Below are 20,243 nucleotides of genomic sequence, written 5' to 3' on the forward strand. Positions count from 1 at the left end.
GGTGAACTCGCCCGAGGCCACCAGGGGGCCGTTGGCGTCGATGTAGCGCTCCACCGTCTCCCAGAACCCGATGCGCTTCTTGTCGGGCTCGAACACCGAGTAGATCTCCCCCTCGCCCACGGTGAGTTGCTCGGCCCGGCACCCCAGTTGCACGGCGGCCACGGAGAACAGCTTCTCCAGGATCCGGTCGCAGGCCTGGCTCACGGCCGAACCGGCGGCCACGGTGACCCGGCTCGCAAAGCTCCCCAGGTCGAAGGGCGCGAGCGTCGTGTCCCCGCTCACCACGTGGATCTGGTCGAACGGCAGGCCCAGCTTCTCGGCCGCCATCATGCCGAGCACCATGTCGGAGCCCTGGCCGATGTCGGTGGCCCCGCAGTACACGGTGACCCCGGCCTCGGTGTCCACCCGCACCGTTGCCGTGGAGTGGGGCTTGTACGAAAGGTACAGGGTGTAGGCCGTGCCCGAGATGTAGTACCCGCCGGCGAGCCCCACACCCCGGCCGAAGGGGAGCCTGCGGTGCTTCTCCAGGTAGCCGGAGTTCTCCACCACGGTGTCGAGGCACTTCTTGTACTCGCTGTGGCGCACGTACACGCCGCTCACGGTCTCGTGGGTCTTGTCAATGGCGTTCTTCTTCTTGAGTTCGTAGGGGCTCATCCCGAGATCGATGGCGATCTGGTCGAGAAGGCTCTCCATGGCGAACCGGGGCTGCACGCCCCCGAGCCCCCGCATGGCCCCGCAGGTGGGCTTATTGGTGTACACCCGCCGGCCCCGGAACCGGACGTTTTTCACCTTGTAGGGTAGGTGGAGCATGGCCGCGGTGTAGAACAGGATCACCACGCCCCAGCCCCCGTAGGCCCCGCCGTCCATGGTGCCGTCGTACTCCAGGGCCTGGATGTAGCCCTCCTTGTCCACCCCGATCTTCATCCGGATCTCGATGGGGTGCCGGCCCCGGTGCTGGAGGAACACCTCTTTGCGGGAATAGGTGAGCTTGACCGGCCGGCCCGCCTTGCGCGCGAGAAGCGCCGCGATCAGCTCGTTGTTCGACACCTCCCCTTTGCCCCCGAAGCCGCCGCCCACCTTCGGCACCTTCACGTGGATCTTCTGCATGGGCATCTGGAGGACCTTGGAGAGGGTGCGGTGCAGGTAGTGGGGCACCTGGGTGCCGGACCAGAGGGTGAGCTCGCCGTTGGTGTCGAACTTGGCGACGGCCGAGTGGGGCTCGAGGAACACGTGGTTCACGTAGCTCGTGCGGAAGGTCTTCTCGAGCACGTAGTGGCTCTCGGCGAACGCCCGGTCCACGTCGCCGAACTCCTGCTCGGCCTGGTAGGCGATGTTCCCGGGGAACTTGTTGTCCTCGTGGATCTTGACGGCGTCGGGCGCCAGCGCCTCCTCGGGGCTGGTGTACACCGGCAGGGGCTCGTACTCCACCTCGATCAGATCCAGGGCCTTCTCGGCCGTCTCCGGGTCCACGGCGGCCACCGCGGCCACGGGTTCCCCGTAGTAGCGCACCTTCTTGTAGGCCAGGGCGTACTCGGTGGGCATCTGGGGCACGATGCCGTAGGGAATGGGGGCCTCCTCGCCCACCACCACGGCCTTCACCCCGGGCAGGGCCTCGGCCTTGGAGGTGTCGATCCGCAGGATCCGGGCGTGGCCCACGTCGGCCCGCTTCACCCGGGCGTGGAGCATGAGCGGCAGCCGGATGTCGTCGGCGTACTGGGCCTCGCCCCGGGCCTTCAGGGGCGCGTCCTTGCGGGCCACCGAGGTGCCGACCACGCGGAAGGTCTTCTCAGCCATGGGTCTCCTCCTCCTGGGCCAGCAGTTCGGCGGCGTGGCCGATGGCCTCGACGATCTTCACGTACCCGGTGCACCGGCACAGGTTCCCGGCGATGCCCCGCTTGATGTCCTCCTCGGTGGGGTTCGGAACCCGGTCCAGGAGCGCCTTGGCCGAGAGGATCATGCCGGGGGTGCAAAACCCGCACTGGATCGCGCCCTTCTCCACGAAGGCCCGCTGGATCGGGTGGAGGTCGGCGCCCTTGGACAGGCCCTCGATCGTGGTGATCTCCCGGCCCTGCACGGACACGGCCAGGGTGAGGCACGAGAGCACGGGCTTTCCGTCCAGGAGCACGGTGCAGGCCCCGCAGTCGCCGATGCCGCACCCCTTCTTGGTGCCGGTGAGCCCGATGTGGTCCCGGAGCACGTCCACCAGGAACTCGGTGGGTTTGACCAGGAGGTCGAAGGGTTCACCGTTGACGGTGAGGGTGATGGGAAGCTTCACGGCCTCATCCCTCCTTTCCCGCGATCTCGTCCCGGGCGGCCCTGAGCGCCCGGCGGACCAGCACGTCTACCATGCGCCGGCGGTAGGCGGCCGAGGCCCGGATGTCGTCGATGGGCTTGGCCTCGGCGGCCGCGAGCCGGCCGGCCTCGTCGAAGAAGGCGTCGTCCACCGGCCGGCCGGCGAGGGCCTGCTCGGCCTCCACGGCCCGGAAGGGGATCGGGCCCACCGCCCCCAGGGCGATCCGGACCGCCCGGGCCGTGCCGTCCTCGGCGAGCTCCAGGTAGCAGGCCACGTTCACCATGTCGATCTCCATGGCCCGGCGCAGCCCCCGGAACTGGTAGGACACGGCCGCGCGCGAGGGCAGCGGCGGCAGCCGAAACCCCTTGAGGTATTCGCCGGTCTGGAGGGCGGTCTTCCGGTAGGCGAGGAAGAACTCGGAGATGGGCACCGTGCGCTCCGCGCCGTCCCGGGCCAGGGTGAGCTCGGCGCCGTGGGCCAGTAGGACCGGCGGGGTCTCGGCCGAGGGGCTCGCGTGGCACACGTTGCCGGCCATGGTGGCCATGTGCCGCACCTGGCTCGAGCCCAGTTGGGCCGCCGCGTAGGCGAGCGCCGGGGCGTGCTCGCGCACGAGGGGGTGGGTTTCGATCTCGGCCACCCGGGTGCCGGCGCCGATGGAGAGGCCCTTCTGCGGGTCCCAGGTGATCCACCGCAGTTCGGGCACGGCGTTCAGGTCCACCAGGACCCGGGGCGAGAGCACCTTCTCCTTGACGAGCACGAGAAGATCGGTGCCTCCCGCCAGGATCCGGGCATCGTCGCCGTGCCGGACCAGCGCCTGCTCGAACTCCCGCAGGCTGGTCGGGCGTTCGTACACGAACGGCTCGATGTGCATGGGGGGCTCCTTTGTGGCTGGGAAAGCTGAAAAGGTATCAAACGGCCCGCCGGTTCGGCCCGCCTGGGGGAACCGGCGGGAGTGTAGCAAGAAACGGGCCTCGGGCAACCGCCGGGGTGGTGGCGAACGGCCGAGGGGCGGCGGTAAAACGTCACCCGCCAGCCCGGGGACCCCGGTGAATTTTCGGCCGAGTTGCCGGCGGGCGGCGGGCCGGTATCCTGACATGTTTACCACGGAGGGCACGGAGGGCACGGAGACGGCACGAGGCGGGGAGGCCGGGACGCCGGGAGGCCCGAACGCCCTGCGGGCCTTCGGCCCGGATCGTGCCGGGTCCGGACGCGCGGTCCGCCGCGACCCACGGCGAACGACCGTCGGGCCGGCGATTCCCGGTCCCCGATTTCCCGATGCAGGCCCGCCACGGAGGTTCCCATGCCGACACGGATCGAACACGACACGTTGGGAGAGGTGGAGGTGCCCCGGGACGCCCCGTGGGGCGCCCAGACCCAGCGGGCCCTCGAAAACGGGATCCCGGTGGGCCGGCTGCCGTGGTCCCTGATCGCCGCGCTCCTTCGGATCAAGGGGGCCTCGGCCCGGGTGAACGCCGAGCTGGGGCTCCTGGCCCCCGAGGTCGCCGAGGCCGTCGCCCGGGCGGCCGACGAGATGCTCCGGGACCGCCGGGAGGACGCGTTCCCGCTGAGCCCGTTCCAGACCGGCTCGGGCACCTCCACCAACATGAACGCGAACGAGGTGCTGGCCCGCCGGGCGGCGGAGCTCCTGGGCGGCCGGCCGGTTCACCCCAACGACCACGTGAACCGCTGCCAGTCGTCCAACGACGTGTTCCCGACGGCGGTGCACCTGGCGGCCCTAGAGGAGATCCACCGGGGACTCCTGCCCGCGGCGGCGGAGCTCCGGCGGGCCCTGGCGGCTAAGGCCCGGTCGTTCCGCGACGTGGTGAAGCTCGGCCGGACCCACCTCATGGACGCCCTTCCCGTGACCCTGGGGCAGGAGTTTTCCGGCTACGCCCGCATGGTGGCGCGGGGCGAGGGGGAGATCCGGACGGCGGCCCGGGGGCTTCTGGAGGTGCCCTTGGGGGGCACGGCCGTGGGCACCGGGGTGAACGCCCACCCCGGGTTCGCCCCGCGGGTCCTCGAACGGCTCGCCGCGGAAACCGGCCACAGGCTTCGCCGGGCCCGGAACCCGTTCGAGGCCCAGGGGGCCCGGGGCGCCTGCGTGGCCGCGAGCGCCGCCCTGCGGGGGCTCGCCGTGGGGCTTTCGAAGATCGCCAACGACCTTCGCTGGATGGCCTCGGGGCCCCGGGGCGGCCTGGGGGAGATCCGGCTGCCCGAGCTGCAGCCGGGCTCGTCGATCATGCCGGGAAAGGTGAACCCGGTGGTGCCCGAGGCCGTCACCCAGGCCGCGGCCCAGGTGGTGGGAAACGACCTCGTAGTGGCCCAGGGGGGCATGGGCGGGGTGCTCGAGCTCAACCTCATGATGCCCCTGATCGCCCGAAATCTCCTGGAGTCCGTGGCGCTCCTGGCCGGGGCCTGCCGGGTGCTGGCCCGGCGGTGCGTGGCCGGCCTCGAGGCGAACCGGGCCCGGTGCCGGGAGCTCGCGGCCGCGAGCCCGTCGCTCGTGACCCCCCTGGCCGAGCGGGTGGGGTACGAAGCGGCGGCCCGGGTGGCCCACGAGGCCCTGCGCCGGGGGATTCCGATCGCCCGGGCCGCGGCCGAGATGGGGCTCGGGGACGAGGCCGAGCTCGAGCGGCTCCTCGACCCCAAGCGCCTCGTCCGCCCCCGGACGTGACTCCGGGGTTGGGCTCCCGGCGGTGCGTGCCCTACAATACCCGCGTGGACCGCCCGCGGGAGGGGGAGTGCGCCAAGGCTCCCCCCTCCCGGATACCCGGAGTGAGGGACCAGACCGCCTTGCGTGGGTTCGCCCTTTTCCTGTTCCTTGTGACGGCCGTCGTCCCCCGCCCCGCCGCGGCCGCCGCCTCGGCCGACCGGGGGTGGCTGAACCTCGCCTGGGACGCCCACGACGCGGGGCTCTTCGACGAGGCCCTGTCGTATCTGCGGGAGATCCCCGCCGACTCGGAGATCGCGGCCGACGCCGCGTGGCTCAGGGCCGAGTGCCTCTACGATCTCGGGCGGTACCCCGAGGCCGCCGAGGTGCTCCGGTCGCCGGCGGCCTCGGGGTTGGAGGACCGCGCCGCGTTCTTGCGGGACGTGTACTGGGGCTGGGCCTGGGATGAGTGGGCCGCCGGCCGGCCGGACGGAGCGGCGGAGGTGGCCGGCCGGTTCCTGGAGGCGGCCCCCGAAGACCCCTACGCTTCCGCGCTGGCGGCGGTGGCCCGGTTCCGGGTGAGGCTCACCGACGCCCTCGCGGGCCGGTCGGCGCCCGTGGAGGTGCGGTGGGCCCCTTTGGGGGCGGCCCCGGGGCCCGGCTGGGTGCGGGCACACCCCTGGGACCCGGCCTCCCCCTGGGCCCCCGAGGTCACGTGGGACGACTGGGTCCCGGCCGAACCCCTGACCCCGGTGAGGGCGGGGCGGGTGGCCTGGGTCCGGGTGGAACCGGCCGCGATTGACCGGGCCCTCGCCGCGGCCCTCCGGCGGATCCCGGGAAGCGCGGTTCGCCGGGACGAGGGGGGATTCCGGGTCGGGTCGGGCGCGGCCGAGGTGTGGGTGGATGCCGGGGAGTGGCGGTTCCGGGCGGCCGTGGAGGCCCTGGGGCCCGAGGGCGCCGCGGCGCTAGCCGCGGCCCGGGCGTGGGAGGCGCTGGGGGCCCAGGCCGGGCTGGCCCGGTGGGTCGAGGGCCACCGGGGCGGCCTCGAGGCGGAGGTCGGCGAGGGCCAGGTCCGGATCCGCCATCCGGACACGGGCCGCACCTTCCTGCTCGATCTCGGCGCCTGGGCGGATTGGTTCCGGGACGACCCGGAGGGGTGGGAGGGGTTTTGGGCCGATCTCCGGGTCGAGCTCGGCCGCCCGCCCCGGCCCTACCGGTGCTTTTGCGGTAAGCCCGTGGTGCTGCGGGAGGCCCCGGTGGCCGACCCGGGGGACGCCCTCGTCTGGGAGCGCTCGGGGGGCCTTCCGATCGTGCTCCTGGCCCTGTGTCCGGACCATGTGCAGTACGTGACCCAGCGCCTCCTCGAGGAGTGGGGGGTGGGCCTCCGGGACGTGGCCGAACGGGTCCGCAGCGACGCGGCCGAGGCGGAGTGGCGCCTGACGTTCCGCCGCGACGGGAACCGGATTCTCCTCGAGGGGGAGGGCGCCGCCGGGCTTGCCCGGTGGCCCGAGCTCCTCCTGGGCGCCCTGGAGCAGGTGGAGGGACGGGGCGTTCGGGGCCGCGAGGTGCGGGTGGTGGCGCCCACGAGCCGGGCCCTGGTGGTCCTCCCGGCCCAGGCCGGCCCGGCGGCGGAGGAGGGGGCCGTGCGCTGGGGCCTCAAGGCGTCGGGCGGATCGGGGGATCGCATCCATCTGCGGGCGCGGGTGCGGCTTCCGCACCGTCCCCAGGGGCGGTTCCGGGTGAGCCCGTCGCCATGATCGTCCGGCGCAGGATCCTGGCGTGGGAGGTGGCGGCCGACCCGACCGCCACCCGGGCCCTGTACCGGACGATCCCGGCCGGGTTCGCCGCCCGGTGCGGGTGTCCGGCGTGCCGGAACTTCGACGCCGCGCGTCCGGCCGGGTACGGCCCGGAGTTCCGGGCCATCCTCGCGTCCCTGGGGATCGACGGGAGAAAGGAAACGGAGGTCCGGTGGGTCACCCCGCTCGAGACCGGGTTGCATCTCTACGCCGGGTTCTACGCCTGTGCGGGGGAGGTGGTGGGGGGGCGGCCCTACCGGGGGTTTCCCTTCGCCACCGCGGCCACCGACGTGTTCGAACGGGTGGCGCCCCACCTTCACGCCGCGATCCGTGCCTGGCTCGCGCCCGCCCCGCCCTGGGCGGGCCGCCCCGCGCTGCGGATCGAGTTCTTGGTGGCCCTGCCGTGGGTGCTACCGGAGAAGCCGGAAAAGCCCGTGGATCTCGCCTCGAGCGCGCACCTGCGAAACTAGGCCGGCGGCCGGTCGCGTACGGCCTCATCCGCTGTGGCAATCCTCGCACTCCAGCGCCTTTTTCGCTTTCGGGCCGAAGTGGCACGGCCTGCACTTGCCGGTGATGTCTCCCTCGCCGTGGGCCGCCTGTTCCAGCGATGGGGTTCCCCCCTCGGGGGTCGCCCGGTGGCAGGCCCCGCACCGGTGGGCCCCCTCGGAGCGCTCGGGGTGGTGGCAGGTGTCGCAGTGGAACCGCTCGGCGTGCTCCGAGTGGGGGAACAACACGGGCTCCATCTCTCCGTAGTTGGTGACCTGGATGCGCTGGGCAGCCGCCGGTCCCGCCAGGGCGACGACCAGGATCACGAACGGGGCCACTCGTCGGCGCAGCATAACCACCTCCCGTGGGGATGATCCCGCGATACCGCGGAGCGCCCCAAAAGGTACGGGGGTCCGGCATCCCGCGCAAGGGAACCGTTGGGGAACGACCGCGATGACCCTGCCCGGCAAGGACCGAAGACGCTAAACCCATGCGCACCGGAACGGCCCAACTTCCCCTCCACGGAGGCCGAGCCCCCCGGTGGCTCTTCGAGCGCATGGTGCGACTCGCCCGGGAGATCGTGCGGCTTCTGGTGGAGGAGCACGGCCCGGCCGAGGTGCTGCGGCGGCTGTCGGACCCCTTCTGGTTTCAGGCCTTCGGCTGCGTGCTCGGGTTCGACTGGCACTCGAGCGGGGTCACCACCACGGTGTGCGGGGCGGTCAAGGAGGCGTTGCTCGACGCGGGCCCCGACCTGGGGTTGTTCGCGGCCGGCGGCAAGGGAAGGGTGTCGCGGCGCACCCCGGCCGAGATCGAGGCGGCCTGCGGGCGGATCGGGCTCGACCCGGCGGGGCTCGTGCGGGCGAGCCGCCTTTCGGCCAAGGTGGACTCGGCCGCGGTGCAGGACGGGCACCAGATCTACCACCACGCGTTCTTCTTCACCCGGGCCGGGGAGTGGTGCGTGGTGCAGCAGGGCATGCGGCCGGAGACCCGAACGGCCCGGCGGTACCACTGGCTCGGGCAGGGGCTCGGGTCGTTCACGGTGGAGCCCCACGCCGCGGTGTGCGCCGAGGCGGCGAGCCCCACCCTGAACCTGGTGGCGCGGGAGAGCGAACCCGTGCAGGAGGCGTCGGTGGCCCTGGCCCGGGAACCGGACGCCGTGTTCGACGCGGTGGCCCGGGCCGGGGACCTCACCCTCCCCCGGCGCCACCCCGTGAGCCTGGCCGACGTGAACCCCCGGTACCTGCGGAAGATCCTTCTGGAAACCTACGAGCGGGCCCCGGGGGATTTCGAGGAACTCCTGGGGCTTCCGGGGGTGGGGGCCAAGACTCTGCGGGCGCTCGCGCTCACGGCCGAGCTCGTGTACGGCACCCCCGCGAGCACCCGGGACCCGGCCCGGTTCAGCTTCGCCCACGGGGGCAAGGATCGGACGCCCTACCCGGTGGACCGGGAAACCTACGACCGCACGATCGAGGTGCTGCGCCGGGCCGTGGACCGCTCCCGGGTGGACCGGTCGGACAAGGTGCGGGCCCTCAGGCGCCTGGCCCGGTTCGGGGTCAGTCGCTGACCACGTCCTCGCTCAGGAAGTCCCGGGGCCGGGCCGAACCCTTGGTCTCGTGCATCCGGATCCAGGCGTCCACCCGCTCGGTTCCGTAGGTGCCCCTCCAGGCCGCGAGGATCTCGTCCACGGGGATGTCGGCGTGGGTGCCGTGGAAGGCCACATACTCCATGAACCGCCGGTTCTCGCGGTTGTAAGGCTGGAAGATCGAGTCGTGCCGGCCGTCGAACTCCAGCGGGTCCACGCCGTGGCGCTCGCACAGCTCCCGGTTGAACGCCGGGGTCGCCTTCACCCATCGGCCCTCCAGGAAGATCTCCACCACCCCGTGGTACACGAAGAGGTCCGAGCCCAGGTATTCCAGGAGTTGGCGGGTGGCCAGGTGGTTTCGCACCGTGGCGAACGACACCCGCGCGGGGATGCCCAGGGCCCGGGCGCAGGCGATCATCACCGCGGCCTTCTGCACGCAGTAGCCCCGGCCCGCCTCGATGACCCGGCTCGCCCGGTAGTGCTCGGGTTTGTAAAACGGCGCGTAGGGGTCGTACCAGATCCGGTCGCGCACGGCGTAGTAGAGGGCCACGGCCCGGTCCGCGGGGTCTTCGCGGCCTTCCGCGGCCGCACGCGCGAACGCGACGACCCGGGGGTGGTCGGCGTCGAGGATCGCGGTGGGGCGGAGGTGTTCCGGCAGGACGTCGTTGGGTCCGGACATGGCGGTTCCCTCGTCGGACGGGTGGCAGGGGGTCAGAGGAGCGCCAGGGCCCCGGCGAACACGGTGGCCAGGGCCGTGGCCGCAGCGGCCCGGCCGGGGCCGAAGCCCTGGGTGAGCCGGAACGCGGCAAACGCGCCGGCCACGAGCGCGAGGGCCGCCGCGGCGGCGGGAAGGGCGAGCCCGGGCCCGAGGGGGTGCCCCGGGGCCAGGGCACGGTGGGCCACGGCCGGCAGGGCCGGGAGCCCCGCGAGGAGGAGCACCGCCCCGGCCCGGTACAGGCGGCCGAACCCGCCGGGTCCGCCTGCGGCCCGGGCCATCAGCCAGAGCACGAACGTGGCGCCCAGGTGGGCCGCGGCCACGGCCCCGAGGCCGCCCAGGAGGTGCCCCACCAGGAGGAGCCGGAACGGCACCTCGGCCGGGTCGAGTCCCCCCACGGGAACCGCCAGGGCGCGCTGGGTCCAGGCCAGCGCCGCCCCGTAGGCGGCACCCGTGGCGAGGAGTGCCCCCCCGGCGGCCAGCACGCCGCCGGAACCGTCGAGGAACCGAACGATCGAGGAACGAGACATCCCTCCTCTCCGGTGCGGAAAGAGAAAACCCCGGCGCCGATGGCGACGCCGGGGTTTGGCGAAATGGCGGTCCCGACGGGATTTGAACCCGTGTCGCCGACGTGAGAGGCCGGTGTCCTAGGCCTGGCTAGACGACGGGACCGTTTCGTTCGATCCGATTGGCTGGGGGAGAAGGATTCGAACCCTCACTCGCGGATCCAGAGTCCGCTGTCCTACCATTAGACGATCCCCCAGCGCGAATGAGACGCGCTTTATACCCGACCCGGGCGCGGCTGTCAAGCCGAGACGGCCGCCTTTTTCTCCCGGCCGGGCGGCGGGGCCACCTCGACCCGGTTTCGACCGCCCTCCTTGGCCCGGTACAGGGCCTGGTCCGCGCGGTCCAGGAGTTCCAAGGCCTCCTCCCCCGGGGCCCAGGTGGCCACCCCCGCGCTCAGGGTCACCCGGACCGGGCCCGCCCGTGTGGCCACGTCCTTTTCCGCACCAAGCCGCCGGATCTTCTCGGCCACGATCCGGGCCGCCGCCTCCTCGGTGTGGGGGAGGAGCACGGCGAACTCCTCGCCGCCGTACCGGGCCACAAAGTCGCTGCGGCGGAGCGCCTGGAGGGTGCGCCCGGCCAGGGCCTGGAGGACCATGTCTCCGGCCAGGTGGCCGTGCCGGTCGTTGACCTCCTTGAACCGGTCCACGTCCCAGAGGATCACGGAGAAGGGCTGGCCGTACCTCCGGGCCCGGGCCGCCTCCTCGGCCAGCCGGTCGTCCCAGGCCCCCCGGTTCCACAGCCCGGTCAGGGGGTCACGGAGGCTTTGGGACCGAAGGGCCCGGGCCTTCTGCTCGACCTTGTCCAGGCGGTCGGCCAGTTTGGTGAGCACGGTCCGGACCTCCGAGGCCTCCTCGCCCAGTTGGCGGGCCCCGTCCCGCTCCCTCCGGGCCTCGGCCCGGAGGGCCTCGAGGATCCGGCGGCAAGTCGGCACCACGGGGTCCGCCGCGTGTGAGGGACCGAGTTGATCCAGGGCTTCGGAAAGGCTGACGGAAAGCGTCTCCTGCTCGGCGGCGTAGGCCCGGGCGTGCTGGGTCAGTCGGCGCACCCGGCCGTCGAGCTCGTGGACGGCGGCCGCCATCTCCTGGAACAGGGACTCCAGTTCCTCGATGCGGCTCCCCCACTGGGTGGGCGCCGACTCGAGCCAGGCCAGGAACGCCCGGAGGGCTTCGGTCACGGCCTCGGGATCCCGCCGTTCGGGGGGGGCGATCCTCGGAGGCGGGCCAAGAAACGGCGGGATCCTTCGGGCGATCTCCGCCAGGAGCGCCAGGGCCGCCGGCGCCAGGGCCGGGGGAATCGCGTCTGCGGAAAGGATGGGTTCGGACACCTCACTCCTCCGGGCCGAGGTTGGGATGTTCCTCTTTTCGTACCGCCGTGCGGAAGACTTTACCCTTTCCGGTCGGCCCCTCCGCGGTTGACGCCGGGTGGCGGGATGCTAAGATGGCGGGACTTTCAAACTGGGGAGGAGTGCCCATGTACACCGTGCTGGTGCTGGACGACGAGGAGAGCATCCGGATCCTCTACCGGGAGGAACTCGAGGAGGCGGGGTACCGGGTGCTGTGCGCGGCCACCACCGAGCAGGCCCGGGAGATCCTCGAAAAGAACGAGGTGCACGCGGTGATCCTCGACATCAAGCTCCGGGGCGAGAGCGGGCTCCAGTTCCTCCAGGAGCTGGCCCGCACCCGTCGGGACCTGCCGGTGGTGCTCTCCACGGCGTACAGTTCGTTCAAGACGGACTACTCGGCCTGGCTCGCCGACGGGTATGTGGTGAAGTCGGGGAGCCTCGACGAGCTCAAGGCCGAGCTCGCCCGGGTGCTGGAGCGCCGGTACGGGGGCGCACACGACCAGTAGGGGAGACGGAACGGAAGGAGAAGAGGCCCGGTTCGTCCGGGCTTTTCTTTGCCGTGGGACCGGCGAAGGAGGCATTCATGAAAGCGGTGTTGATGGCCGGCGGGTTCGGAACCCGCATCCAACCCCTGACCCACAGCCTGCCCAAGCCCATGGTGCCGCTCGTGAACCGCCCGATGATGGAGCACATCCTGGAACGGGTGCGCTCGGTAGGAGTGCGCGAGGTCGTGGTGCTCCTCTACTACATGCCCGAGGTGATCCGGGACTACTTCGGGGACGGGTCGCGGTTCGGATTGAACCTCACCTACGTGCTTCCCGACGACGACTACGGCACCGCCGGCGCGGTCAAATGGGCCGAGGAGCATCTGGACGAGACGTTTCTCGTGCTCTCGGGGGACGTGATCACCGATTTCGATCTGGAGGCGATCGTCCGGTTCCACCGGGAGAAACGCACCCCGGTCACGATCACGCTCACGAGCGTTCCCAACCCGCTGCAGTTCGGGGTGGTCATCACCGACGCCGACGGCCGGATCCTCCGGTTCCTGGAAAAGCCCGGTTGGGGCGAGGTGTTCAGCGACACGGTGAACACCGGGATTTACGTGCTCGAACCCGAGGTGCTGGGCCGCATCCCCCGGGGCCGACCGTTTGATTTCTCGAAGGATCTGTTCCCGTCGTTCCTCCGGGACAACATCGCCATTTACGGATATGCCGCCAAGGGGTACTGGCGCGACGTGGGCGACCCCGACGCCTACCGGGAGGCCACGGCGGACGTCTTGGCCGGAAGGGTGGCGCTGACCCTCCCGGGCCGGCGGCTCGAGACCGACGAGGGGGAGCTGTGGGTCGAGGACGGGGCGTTCTCCCCGCCCGAGGGCCTGCGGGTGCGGGGCCGGGTGGTGTTGGGGCCGGGGGTGGAGCTCGGCACCGGGGTGGCGCTCGAGAACGCGGTGGTGGGGCCCGGGTGCCGTCTCGGGGACGGCGCGGAGCTCTCGTCCTCGGTGTTGTGGCGGGAGGTGCGGGTGGGCCCCGGCGCCCGGATCCACCGGGCCGTCCTGTGCGACCGGGTACGGGTCGGCGAGGCGGTGCGGATCGAGAAGGGGGCCGTGGTGGCCGAGGGCACCGAAATCGGGGATCGGGCGTCGTTCGAGCGCGATCTCATGGTGTGGCCCGAGAAAAAGGTGGAGGCCGGGGCCGTGCTCTCGGCCAACCTCGTGTGGGGCGACAAGTGGAAGAAATCGGTGTTCGAGGCCGGTGCCGTGGAGGGCCGGACCAACATCGAACTCTCCCCCGAGTTCGCGGCCAAGCTGGGCGCCGCCCTGGGCACGATTCTGCGGCCCAACACCGCCATCCTGGTGGGCCGGGACTACCTGCGGGCGAGCCGGATGCTCAAGCGCGCCTTCCTCGGGGGCATCCTGTCCACCGGGGTGGACGTGCACGACGTCAAGATGGTCCCCGTTCCCGTGACCCGGTACAAGTTGGCGAGCTTCGGGGAGGTGGCCGGCGCGTACTTCCAGCAGAGCCCGAGCGACAGCCGAAGCGCCCAGATCGTGTTCTACGACGAGGCCGGCAACCGCATCGACACCAGCCTCGAGAAGTCCATCGAGCGCATCTTTTTTAAGGAGAACTTCCGCCGGGTGGACCATGCGGAGGTGGGGGCGATCCGGGAGCTCGCCGGAATCGACGCGTTCTACCGGGAGGGGTTTCTGCGGGAGTTGGATGCCGACGCCATCCGGGCTCGGCGGTTCCGGGTGGTGGTCGACCTCGACAACGGCACCACCGGCGAGTACCTGCCCCCGCTCCTGAACGCCCTGGGGTGCCGCACCGTGGTGTTGAACGCCTACCCCGACGAGCGGCGGCTGACCCGCCGCATGTACGACCTGGACCGGATCCTCAAACAGACCGAGGACATCGTGGGGGCCCTGCACGCCGACGTGGGCTTTTACGTATCCCCCGGAGGCCAGAACCTCAAGCTCGTGGACGACCAGGGACGGGTTCGCCAGGACCACGAACTGTTGCTCCTGATCCTTCGGCTCCTGGCCCGGTGCCAGCCCGAAGGGGCGCGGGTGTTCCTGCCGGTCACGGCCCCCCGGGTGCTCGACGAGCTGGAACCGACGCTGCGGATCACCCGGGGCAAGACCACGAGCCTTCGGACCTCGGAGCTCATGGACTGCGATTTCGTCTCCGAGGCCGATGGGAAATACGCGTTCCCCAAGTTCCTCCACGCCCCCGACGCCATGTTCGCGGCGGCCAAGGTGCTGGAGCTCCTGGCCCGGGCCGGGGCCGACGCCTCGGAGGTTTTGGACGGCCTGCCCCCCTACGCCTACGAACGCCGGCAGATCCCGTGTCCCCACGAGCTCAAGGGGCGGGTCATGCGCCGGATGAGCGAGGACAGCGTGGACAAGGAGGCGAGCTTCGTGGACGGGGTGCAGGTGCTCCTGGGGGAGACCAGCGTGCTCCTCCTGCCCGATCCCTACCGGCCGGTGGTCCACCTGGTGGTGGAGGGCCCCGACACCGCGGCCGTGGCCCGGGAGCTTGCGGCCTACGAGGCCAAGGTGCGCGACTGGATGGCGGGGTGAGCCACGTCGGGGCCGGGGCGAACCCGGGCGGGGAGGGGCAGCGGTTTCTGGCTCCTGTGCCTCGCGCTGGCCGGGGTGCTCGCCCTGGGGACGCTGGGGTTCATGGGCCTGGAGGGGATGCACCCCCTGGATGCCCTGTACCTCACGGTGATCACGGTGGCAACCGTGGGATACGGGGATCTGCACCCCACCACCCCGGCGGGCAAGTTCCTCGCCGTGGTGCTGATTCTCGGGGGGGTTAGCACCTTCCTCGGTGTCGTTGCGACCGCCACCGAGATGCTCGTAGCCCGCCGGGCCGAGCGGGAGCGGCGACAACGGGTGGAGATGGTGGTCGGCGTGTTCTTCAGCGAGGTGGGGGCGGAGTTGCTCCGCCGCCTCGCGGCGGCCGACCCGGTGCTCGCGGCGGCGCCGCCGCGGGTGCGGCCGGACCGGGCCCGGGAGGACTTCGACGCCCTGGAGCGGCGCCTGGGGAGCCACGAGTTCCTGCTGGATTCGGAACGGCTCGACCTCGAGGGGCTCGCCGCTTTCCTCCGGGAGCGGGGCGAGTTGCTCCTGCGTCTGTACGAGAACCCCAACCTCTCCGAACGGGGCGAGTTCGCCGAGCTCCTGCGGGCGGTGCTCCACCTGCGTGAGGAGCTTCTCACCCGCCGGGATCTCTCGTCGCTGACGCCGCCGGACCGGCAGCATCTGACCTTCGACGCCCGCAGGGTGTACCCGCTTCTGGCAAGGCGCTGGATTCGGTACGTGGAACACCTGGAGACGGCGTACCCGTACCTGTTCTCGTTCGCCGTGCGCACGAATCCCTTCGACCGGGAGGCGCGGCCCGAGGTGGTGGAAGGGGCGTGAGAATCGCCGGCGCCGACTGCGCCTACGACCCCGTGGGCGGGAGATGTGCCGCGGCGGTGGCGGTGCTGGAGGTTCCGGCGCTCACCGTGGCCGGGGTTTCGGCCTGGGTCGGCCCGGTGGAGGCCCCCTATGTCCCCGGCCGGTTGGCCCTCCGGGAGGCGGGGCCGATCCTGCGGGCGCTCGCGGGCCTTTCGAACCCGCCCGACCTCCTCCTGGTGGACGGTCATGGCAGGGCCCACCCGGAACGCCGCGGGCTCGCCTGCGTGGTGGGGGAGGCCGCCGGCCTCCCGACCGTGGGGGTGGCGAAGGACCTCCTGGTCGGCCACCACGCGCCCCTTCCCGGGGCGAGGGGGAGCCGGGCTCCCCTCCTGGACCGGGGGGAGGTGGTGGGCGCCGCGGTCCGTACCCGTGCAGGAGTCAAACCGGTTTTTGTGTCGGTGGGCTGGGGCATCGCCCTCGACCCGGCCGTGGCGCTCGTTCTTCGCGTTTCGCCCCGTTACCGCGTTCCCGAGCCTCTTCGCGCCGCCCACGCGGCAGCCCGCGAGGAGCTGGAATGACCCGCCCCGGCTTTTTCGGCAAGATTCCTTGTGATTGACAAACAAGGTTCTATGTGCTTTCTTCGGCCCAGAGCCGTCGGTGGGCGGCCGGTGGGCCGCCAGCAGCGGACGGAAACCCCGAATTCAACCCTTTAGCCTTTTCTCCCGGTTGCCTCGCCCATGACGGATTCCCCCCGGCAACGACAGGCCGCCTGGAACCGGTATCTCGCCGAGCTGTGGGATCGGGCTCCGGTGGGGGTGGCCGCGTTCACCCCGGCCGGCCGCAGGATCCGGTACGCGAATCCGGCGTTTTGCGAGTTCGTCGGGACGACGCCGGCACAGCTCCTGGACGCGCGGGTGACGGCGGTTTTGGGGCGGGGCGCAAGGTCGGTGCTGTCGGCGGCCGCCAGCCGGGCGGTCGAATCGGGGCAGCCGGTGCCGGTGAGCCTGGAGGCCGAGGTGCCCCTTCGGCCCCGCCGCCATCTGGAGGGGCAGGTGGCGCTCGTGCCCGTGTCGGAAAAGCGGCGGTTGGGGGTGCTGTACCTGTGGGACGTGACGGCCCACCGGGAGAACGAGCGGGAGCTGGCCGTGGCCCTGTCGCGCCTGCGGCAGGTGGTGGAGGGGTCGCCCCATCCGGTGGTGGTGACCGACGAGCGGGGCGTGATCACCCGGTTCAACCGGGGCGCCGAGGCGCTCCTGGGGTTTTCGGCCGCCGAGGTGGTGGGCCGGCGGTACATCCAGGAGTTCTACGAGGGAAACGCCGCCCGGGAGGTGATGGAGCGGGCCCGAAGCCCCGAGCACGGCGGGCCCGGGGTCCTGGAGCGCTACGAGGCGATCCTGATCACCAAGAGCCGCGAGCGGGTGCCCGTGTGGCTCACCGTGCATCTCCTGCGGGACGAAAGGGGGCGGGAGACCGGCACGGTGAGCTTCATCCACGATCTGCGCCACGTGATGGAGCTGGAGCGGCGGCTGGAGGAGGTGCAGATGCAGCTCATCCACGCCGACAAGATGGCCTCCCTGGGCAAGCTCGCGGCCGGGGTGGCCCACGAGATCAACAACCCCCTCGGGGGCATCCTCCTCTTTGGGGGGCTTCTCCTGGAGGACCTGGATTTTTCGGACCCCCGCCGCGGCGACGTGGACCGCATCGTCCAGGAAGCCCGCCGGTGCAAGGAGATCGTCAACTCGCTTCTGGACTTCGCCCACCAAAGGCGGCGCTACCAGGAGCCGGTGGACCTGAACGCGGCCCTCGAGCAGTGCCTGGAGCTCCTCGGGGGGAAGGCGCTGTTCCACAACATCCGGGTGCGCCGGGACCTGGCCGGGGATCTGCCGCTGGTGGTGGGGAACCCGAGTCAGATCAAGCAGGTGTTCACGAACATCATCACGAACGCCGTGGACGCCATGGACGGGGAGGGGGAGCTCGCGCTTCGCTCCGGGTGCGACCCGGATCGGGGGACCGTGTGGGTCGCCTTCACCGACACCGGCCCCGGCATGCCGCCGGGGGTGCGGCAGCGGATCTTCGAGCCGTTCTTCACCACCAAGGAGCCCGGGAAGGGCACGGGGCTTGGGCTTAGCCTCTCGTACAACATCATGCGGATGCACGGCGGCGACATCCGGGTGGACTCGGAGCCCGGGAAGGGGACCACGTTCACGGTGGTGTTCCCGGTGCCGGAGGAGGAACGGTGCGAGCCCTGATCGTGGACGACGAGCGCTCGATCCGGGAGGGCCTGGCCAAAACGCTCCGGCGCATGGGCCACGAGGCCGAGGTGTGCAACGACGGGGCGAGCGCGCTCGACTGCTTCCGCCAGGGCGACTTCGATCTCGTGTTCCTCGACCTCAAGATGCCGGGGCTCGACGGAATGGAGGTGCTGGCCCGGATGCGCGACCTCGACCCCGAGGTCATCGTGGTGATCATCACCGGGTACCCCTCCATCGACAACGTGCTCAAGGCCTTCCGCCTCGGGGCCTACGACTACCTGCCCAAGCCCTTCAGCCCCCAGGAGGTGCGGATCACCACGGCCCGAGCCGAGGAGCGCCGGCGGCTGCGGTTCGAAAACGAGCAACTGCGCCGCCAGCTCCAGGCCCGCACCGACCGCTACGTGATCGGGGCGAGCCCCCGGATGCGCGAGGTGAACGCGCTCATCGAGAAGGTGGCGGCCACCGACACGAGCGTGCTCATCACCGGGGAGAGCGGCACCGGCAAGGAGGTGGTGGCCCGGATGATCTACGAGCTCTCGGCCCGCAAGGACCGGGAGTTCGTGGCGGTGGATTGCTCGGCCCTGGCCGGCCCCCTTCTGGAAAGCGAACTGTTCGGCCACGTGAAGGGCGCGTTCACCGGCGCCCACGCCCCCAAGCGGGGGCTCCTGGAGCTCGCCAACGGGGGCACCTTCTTCCTGGACGAGGTGGGGAACCTGGGCCCGGAGACCCAGGCCAAGCTGCTCAGGGTGCTCCAGGAGCGGGAGGTGAAACCGGTGGGCGGGGTCACGGCCCGCAAGGTGGACGTGCGGATCATCGCGGCCACCAACGCCGACCTCGAGGCCGAGGTGGCCGCCGGCCGGTTCCGCCAGGACCTCTACTACCGCCTCGCCGTGTTCCCCATCCACCTGCCCCCGCTTCGGGAGCGCATGGAGGACCTGCCGGAGCTCGTGCGCCATTTCGTGGCCAAACACGCCCCCAAGGTCCACAAACGGTTTCGCGAGATCTCCCCCGGGTTCCTCTCGGTGCTTTCGTCGTACAACTTTCCCGGGAACATCCGGGAGCTCGAGAACATCGTGCAGCGGGCCGTGCTCCTCGAAGAATCGGACGTGCTGCGGCCCTCGAGCCTGCCCGCCTACCTCCTTAAGAACCAGCCCAACCACCGGAAGCGCTTCCCCACCCTGGAGGAGCTGGAGCGCGACCACATCGCCCTGGTGCTCCGGGCCTGCGACGGCCAGAAGACCCGGGCCGCCGAGATCCTCGGCATCGACCGGAAAACCCTCTACCGGAAGGTCAAGCAGTACGGGCTGGAGTGACGCGGCGCAGTCCCCCACCGCCGGCCTTCGGTCCCTTCGCCTCTCAAGAACGGTTCTCCGTTGGCCGATGAGGGGACCAGACACTCCACGGAGGGAGGTGCCGCCATGTTGACCGCCACGACCCCCTGCTGCCCGGGCCCTTCCGGATTCTCCGGGGGCCCCGCGCTCCTGCGCGAACTCTCGATCGAGCGCACCCAACGGCTCGACCTCTCGTTCACCGACGAACAGGGGCAGGAATACCGCCTGACCCTGGAGCGGGACATCTCGCTCCACGCCCTCACCTACGACCGGCGAGGCGCGCTCGCGGGCCGGGGCCGGCTCAGGCGGCCCGCGGACTGGGAGCGTCTGTTGGCCGAGTCCGACCGGGCCGTGGAGGGGTTCCGCAAGATCCTCCACCGGTTCGTGAAGGCCCTGCGCAAGGGCGAGGCCCTCCGCCCCCGGGATCTCGTCCCCGGCGTCCTCCCGAAGGGGGGCCGGGGCGCGGCCTCGTACGTGGAGGTGGAACAGTCGGTCCGGATCACCCTGGAGGGCCCCGAGGGCGCGCTGGCCGGCGAGTGGAGCGTCGAGGCCACGGCGGGTCGGCTCCGGGACTTCGGCGTGGGGCTCTACCGGGGCGGCGACCGGGGCGAACACGCGGCGAAGATGATCCGGGCGATGGAGCGGGGCTACGAGGAGGCCCGGATCGCGTTCGGCGGGGAGCTTCCGGACGTCGCGCGTCAGACGGTGGATCTGGCCCGAAGGCTCCTGGAGGAGTGGGCGAAGGGGGAAACCGCGGAGCCCGACCCCGCCGACGCCCTCGACCTGGTGGCGTGAGACCTCCCCCAGGCCCTAGGGGAAACGCGCCGTCGGCGCTCGGTTTGGCTCTTGCCGCCCAGCCGCCGGCCGAGATGTGGTGCCCGGGGCGGGAATCGAACCCGCACGGGCCGAAGCCCTAGGGATTTTAAGTCCCTTGTGTCTACCTGTTCCACCACCCGGGCACGGGCCCGGCAAGATAGCACCCCGGCGTGCCCGGCCTCAAGATGGTCGGCGGAACGTACCGGGAGCGCCGGCTGGGAGGAGTCGAACCACGGAGGACACGGAGGGCATGGAGATCCGGAGCCCGTTCCCCACCCACCACCGGCAACACCGTCGCAGGCTTCGGTACTACGCAGCACCCCCGGCCGGATTCACACCAAGTTACCTTCACAGCTAACGTTTTCTGATTCGGCCCGGCAAGGGGCCTGGTTCCGGCCGTGCGTGAGTGCGGCATCCGGCTTACGCTGCAGCCGGCACTCAGCCCGGCGCCGCCATGAACGGCGGAAACACGAACGTTGGCGAGTCATTGGTGGGCTCATGGCGAGGGAGAC

Annotated in this window: 18 protein-coding genes and 3 tRNA genes; 11 read left to right on the forward strand and 10 right to left on the reverse strand. The window is 71.4% G+C overall.

The features are described from left to right. From ACY0I8_RS09610 to ACY0I8_RS09620, 3 genes are all read right to left on the reverse strand, one after another. Positions 1 to 1,794: xanthine dehydrogenase family protein molybdopterin-binding subunit (locus ACY0I8_RS09610; RefSeq protein WP_461394562.1), on the reverse strand; the 1,794-nt coding region annotated here is incomplete at its 3' end. After that, complete coding sequence (locus tag ACY0I8_RS09615; RefSeq protein ID WP_461394563.1) at positions 1,787 to 2,275, reverse strand: (2Fe-2S)-binding protein; 489 nt, start codon at positions 2,273 to 2,275, stop codon at positions 1,787 to 1,789. The genes ACY0I8_RS09610 and ACY0I8_RS09615, both read right to left, overlap by 8 nt. Positions 2,276 to 2,279: 4 nt before the next feature. Continuing rightward, positions 2,280 to 3,164 carry an FAD binding domain-containing protein gene (locus ACY0I8_RS09620; protein ID WP_461394564.1) on the reverse strand — a complete coding sequence of 295 codons (885 nt, stop codon included), beginning with the start codon at positions 3,162 to 3,164 and terminating at the stop codon, positions 2,280 to 2,282. 429 nt (positions 3,165 to 3,593) lie between these two features. On the opposite strand from ACY0I8_RS09620, the gene ACY0I8_RS09625 reads away from it, so the two are divergent. The 3 genes from ACY0I8_RS09625 (at position 3,594) to ACY0I8_RS09635 (ending at position 7,209) form a co-directional block, all read left to right on the forward strand. Next, positions 3,594 to 4,967, forward strand: coding sequence for a class II fumarate hydratase (locus ACY0I8_RS09625; RefSeq protein ID WP_461394565.1), 1,374 nt, complete (start codon positions 3,594 to 3,596; stop codon positions 4,965 to 4,967). A gap of 101 nt (positions 4,968 to 5,068) precedes the next feature. Then, entirely contained in the window at positions 5,069 to 6,700 is a 1,632-nt protein-coding gene (locus ACY0I8_RS09630; RefSeq protein WP_461394566.1) for a tetratricopeptide repeat protein, read from the forward strand. Further along, positions 6,697 to 7,209 carry a hypothetical protein gene (locus ACY0I8_RS09635; RefSeq protein WP_461394567.1) on the forward strand — a complete coding sequence of 171 codons (513 nt, stop codon included), beginning with the start codon at positions 6,697 to 6,699 and terminating at the stop codon, positions 7,207 to 7,209. Before ACY0I8_RS09630 ends, ACY0I8_RS09635 begins: the two co-directional genes overlap by 4 nt. Positions 7,210 to 7,233: 24 nt before the next feature. On the opposite strand, the gene ACY0I8_RS09640 is transcribed toward ACY0I8_RS09635, so the two are convergent. Next, entirely contained in the window at positions 7,234 to 7,578 is a 345-nt protein-coding gene (locus tag ACY0I8_RS09640) for a cytochrome c3 family protein (protein WP_461394568.1), read from the reverse strand. A gap of 137 nt (positions 7,579 to 7,715) precedes the next feature. Between ACY0I8_RS09640 and ACY0I8_RS09645 the strand changes: the two genes are divergently transcribed. Next, the gene (locus tag ACY0I8_RS09645; protein WP_461394569.1) at positions 7,716 to 8,789 is read left to right on the forward strand and encodes a DUF763 domain-containing protein; all 1,074 of its coding nucleotides are present in this window, start codon (positions 7,716 to 7,718) and stop codon (positions 8,787 to 8,789) included. Here ACY0I8_RS09645 and ACY0I8_RS09650 read toward each other — a convergent pair. The 5 genes from ACY0I8_RS09650 to ACY0I8_RS09670 form a co-directional block, all read right to left on the reverse strand. Then, complete coding sequence (locus ACY0I8_RS09650) at positions 8,779 to 9,486, reverse strand: transglutaminase-like domain-containing protein (protein WP_461394570.1); 708 nt, start codon at positions 9,484 to 9,486, stop codon at positions 8,779 to 8,781. The genes ACY0I8_RS09645 and ACY0I8_RS09650 overlap by 11 nt on opposite strands. A gap of 32 nt (positions 9,487 to 9,518) precedes the next feature. Further along, positions 9,519 to 10,052 carry a hypothetical protein gene (locus tag ACY0I8_RS09655; protein WP_461394571.1) on the reverse strand — a complete coding sequence of 178 codons (534 nt, stop codon included), beginning with the start codon at positions 10,050 to 10,052 and terminating at the stop codon, positions 9,519 to 9,521. A gap of 64 nt (positions 10,053 to 10,116) precedes the next feature. Continuing rightward, positions 10,117 to 10,194: transfer RNA gene (locus ACY0I8_RS09660), tRNA-Glu, on the reverse strand. A 17-nt stretch (positions 10,195 to 10,211) separates the two neighbouring features. Next, positions 10,212 to 10,285: transfer RNA gene (locus ACY0I8_RS09665), tRNA-Gln, on the reverse strand. Positions 10,286 to 10,327: 42 nt separating this feature from the next. After that, positions 10,328 to 11,413 carry a GGDEF domain-containing protein gene (locus ACY0I8_RS09670; protein WP_461394572.1) on the reverse strand — a complete coding sequence of 362 codons (1,086 nt, stop codon included), beginning with the start codon at positions 11,411 to 11,413 and terminating at the stop codon, positions 10,328 to 10,330. A gap of 146 nt (positions 11,414 to 11,559) precedes the next feature. On the opposite strand from ACY0I8_RS09670, the gene ACY0I8_RS09675 reads away from it, so the two are divergent. From ACY0I8_RS09675 to ACY0I8_RS09705, 7 genes are all read left to right on the forward strand, one after another. Next, positions 11,560 to 11,937 (forward strand): response regulator, encoded by a 378-nt coding sequence (locus tag ACY0I8_RS09675; protein WP_461394573.1) that lies wholly within the window; start codon positions 11,560 to 11,562, stop codon positions 11,935 to 11,937. Positions 11,938 to 12,014: 77 nt separating this feature from the next. Beyond that, positions 12,015 to 14,507 carry a sugar phosphate nucleotidyltransferase gene (locus ACY0I8_RS09680; protein ID WP_461394574.1) on the forward strand — a complete coding sequence of 831 codons (2,493 nt, stop codon included), beginning with the start codon at positions 12,015 to 12,017 and terminating at the stop codon, positions 14,505 to 14,507. A gap of 75 nt (positions 14,508 to 14,582) precedes the next feature. Beyond that, positions 14,583 to 15,353: a potassium channel family protein gene (locus ACY0I8_RS09685; RefSeq protein WP_461394575.1), complete on the forward strand. Its 771-nt coding sequence runs from the start codon at positions 14,583 to 14,585 to the stop codon at positions 15,351 to 15,353. Continuing rightward, the gene (locus ACY0I8_RS09690; protein ID WP_461394576.1) at positions 15,350 to 15,910 is read left to right on the forward strand and encodes an endonuclease V; all 561 of its coding nucleotides are present in this window, start codon (positions 15,350 to 15,352) and stop codon (positions 15,908 to 15,910) included. Before ACY0I8_RS09685 ends, ACY0I8_RS09690 begins: the two co-directional genes overlap by 4 nt. Positions 15,911 to 16,069: 159 nt before the next feature. Then, positions 16,070 to 17,581 carry a two-component system sensor histidine kinase NtrB gene (locus tag ACY0I8_RS09695; protein WP_461394577.1) on the forward strand — a complete coding sequence of 504 codons (1,512 nt, stop codon included), beginning with the start codon at positions 16,070 to 16,072 and terminating at the stop codon, positions 17,579 to 17,581. Next, complete coding sequence (locus ACY0I8_RS09700; protein ID WP_459940429.1) at positions 17,569 to 18,897, forward strand: sigma-54-dependent transcriptional regulator; 1,329 nt, start codon at positions 17,569 to 17,571, stop codon at positions 18,895 to 18,897. Before ACY0I8_RS09695 ends, ACY0I8_RS09700 begins: the two co-directional genes overlap by 13 nt. Before the next feature lie 105 nt (positions 18,898 to 19,002). Then, positions 19,003 to 19,710: a hypothetical protein gene (locus ACY0I8_RS09705; RefSeq protein WP_461394578.1), complete on the forward strand. Its 708-nt coding sequence runs from the start codon at positions 19,003 to 19,005 to the stop codon at positions 19,708 to 19,710. 77 nt (positions 19,711 to 19,787) lie between these two features. On the opposite strand, the gene ACY0I8_RS09710 is transcribed toward ACY0I8_RS09705, so the two are convergent. Further along, a tRNA-Leu gene (locus tag ACY0I8_RS09710) sits at positions 19,788 to 19,874 on the reverse strand. Positions 19,875 to 20,243: the final 369 nt, after the last annotated feature.

The sequence above is a fragment of the Deferrisoma sp. genome, assembly GCF_054681715.1.

Excerpts from the sequence above, each read along its gene's own strand:
- ACY0I8_RS09680 (WP_461394574.1), top strand. The coding sequence starts at position 12,015 with ATGAAAGCGGTGTTGATGGCCGGCGGGTTCGGAACCCGCATCCAACCC.
- ACY0I8_RS09675 (WP_461394573.1), top strand. The coding sequence starts at position 11,560 with ATGTACACCGTGCTGGTGCTGGACGACGAGGAGAGCATCCGGATCCTC.
- ACY0I8_RS09620 (WP_461394564.1), bottom strand. The coding sequence starts at position 3,164 with ATGCACATCGAGCCGTTCGTGTACGAACGCCCGACCAGCCTGCGGGAG.
- ACY0I8_RS09645 (WP_461394569.1), top strand. The coding sequence starts at position 7,716 with ATGCGCACCGGAACGGCCCAACTTCCCCTCCACGGAGGCCGAGCCCCC.
- ACY0I8_RS09640 (WP_461394568.1), bottom strand. The coding sequence starts at position 7,578 with ATGCTGCGCCGACGAGTGGCCCCGTTCGTGATCCTGGTCGTCGCCCTG.
- ACY0I8_RS09625 (WP_461394565.1), top strand. The coding sequence starts at position 3,594 with ATGCCGACACGGATCGAACACGACACGTTGGGAGAGGTGGAGGTGCCC.
- ACY0I8_RS09705 (WP_461394578.1), top strand. The coding sequence starts at position 19,003 with ATGTTGACCGCCACGACCCCCTGCTGCCCGGGCCCTTCCGGATTCTCC.
- ACY0I8_RS09635 (WP_461394567.1), top strand. The coding sequence starts at position 6,697 with ATGATCGTCCGGCGCAGGATCCTGGCGTGGGAGGTGGCGGCCGACCCG.
- ACY0I8_RS09655 (WP_461394571.1), bottom strand. The coding sequence starts at position 10,052 with ATGTCTCGTTCCTCGATCGTTCGGTTCCTCGACGGTTCCGGCGGCGTG.
- ACY0I8_RS09695 (WP_461394577.1), top strand. The coding sequence starts at position 16,070 with ATGACGGATTCCCCCCGGCAACGACAGGCCGCCTGGAACCGGTATCTC.
- ACY0I8_RS09650 (WP_461394570.1), bottom strand. The coding sequence starts at position 9,486 with ATGTCCGGACCCAACGACGTCCTGCCGGAACACCTCCGCCCCACCGCG.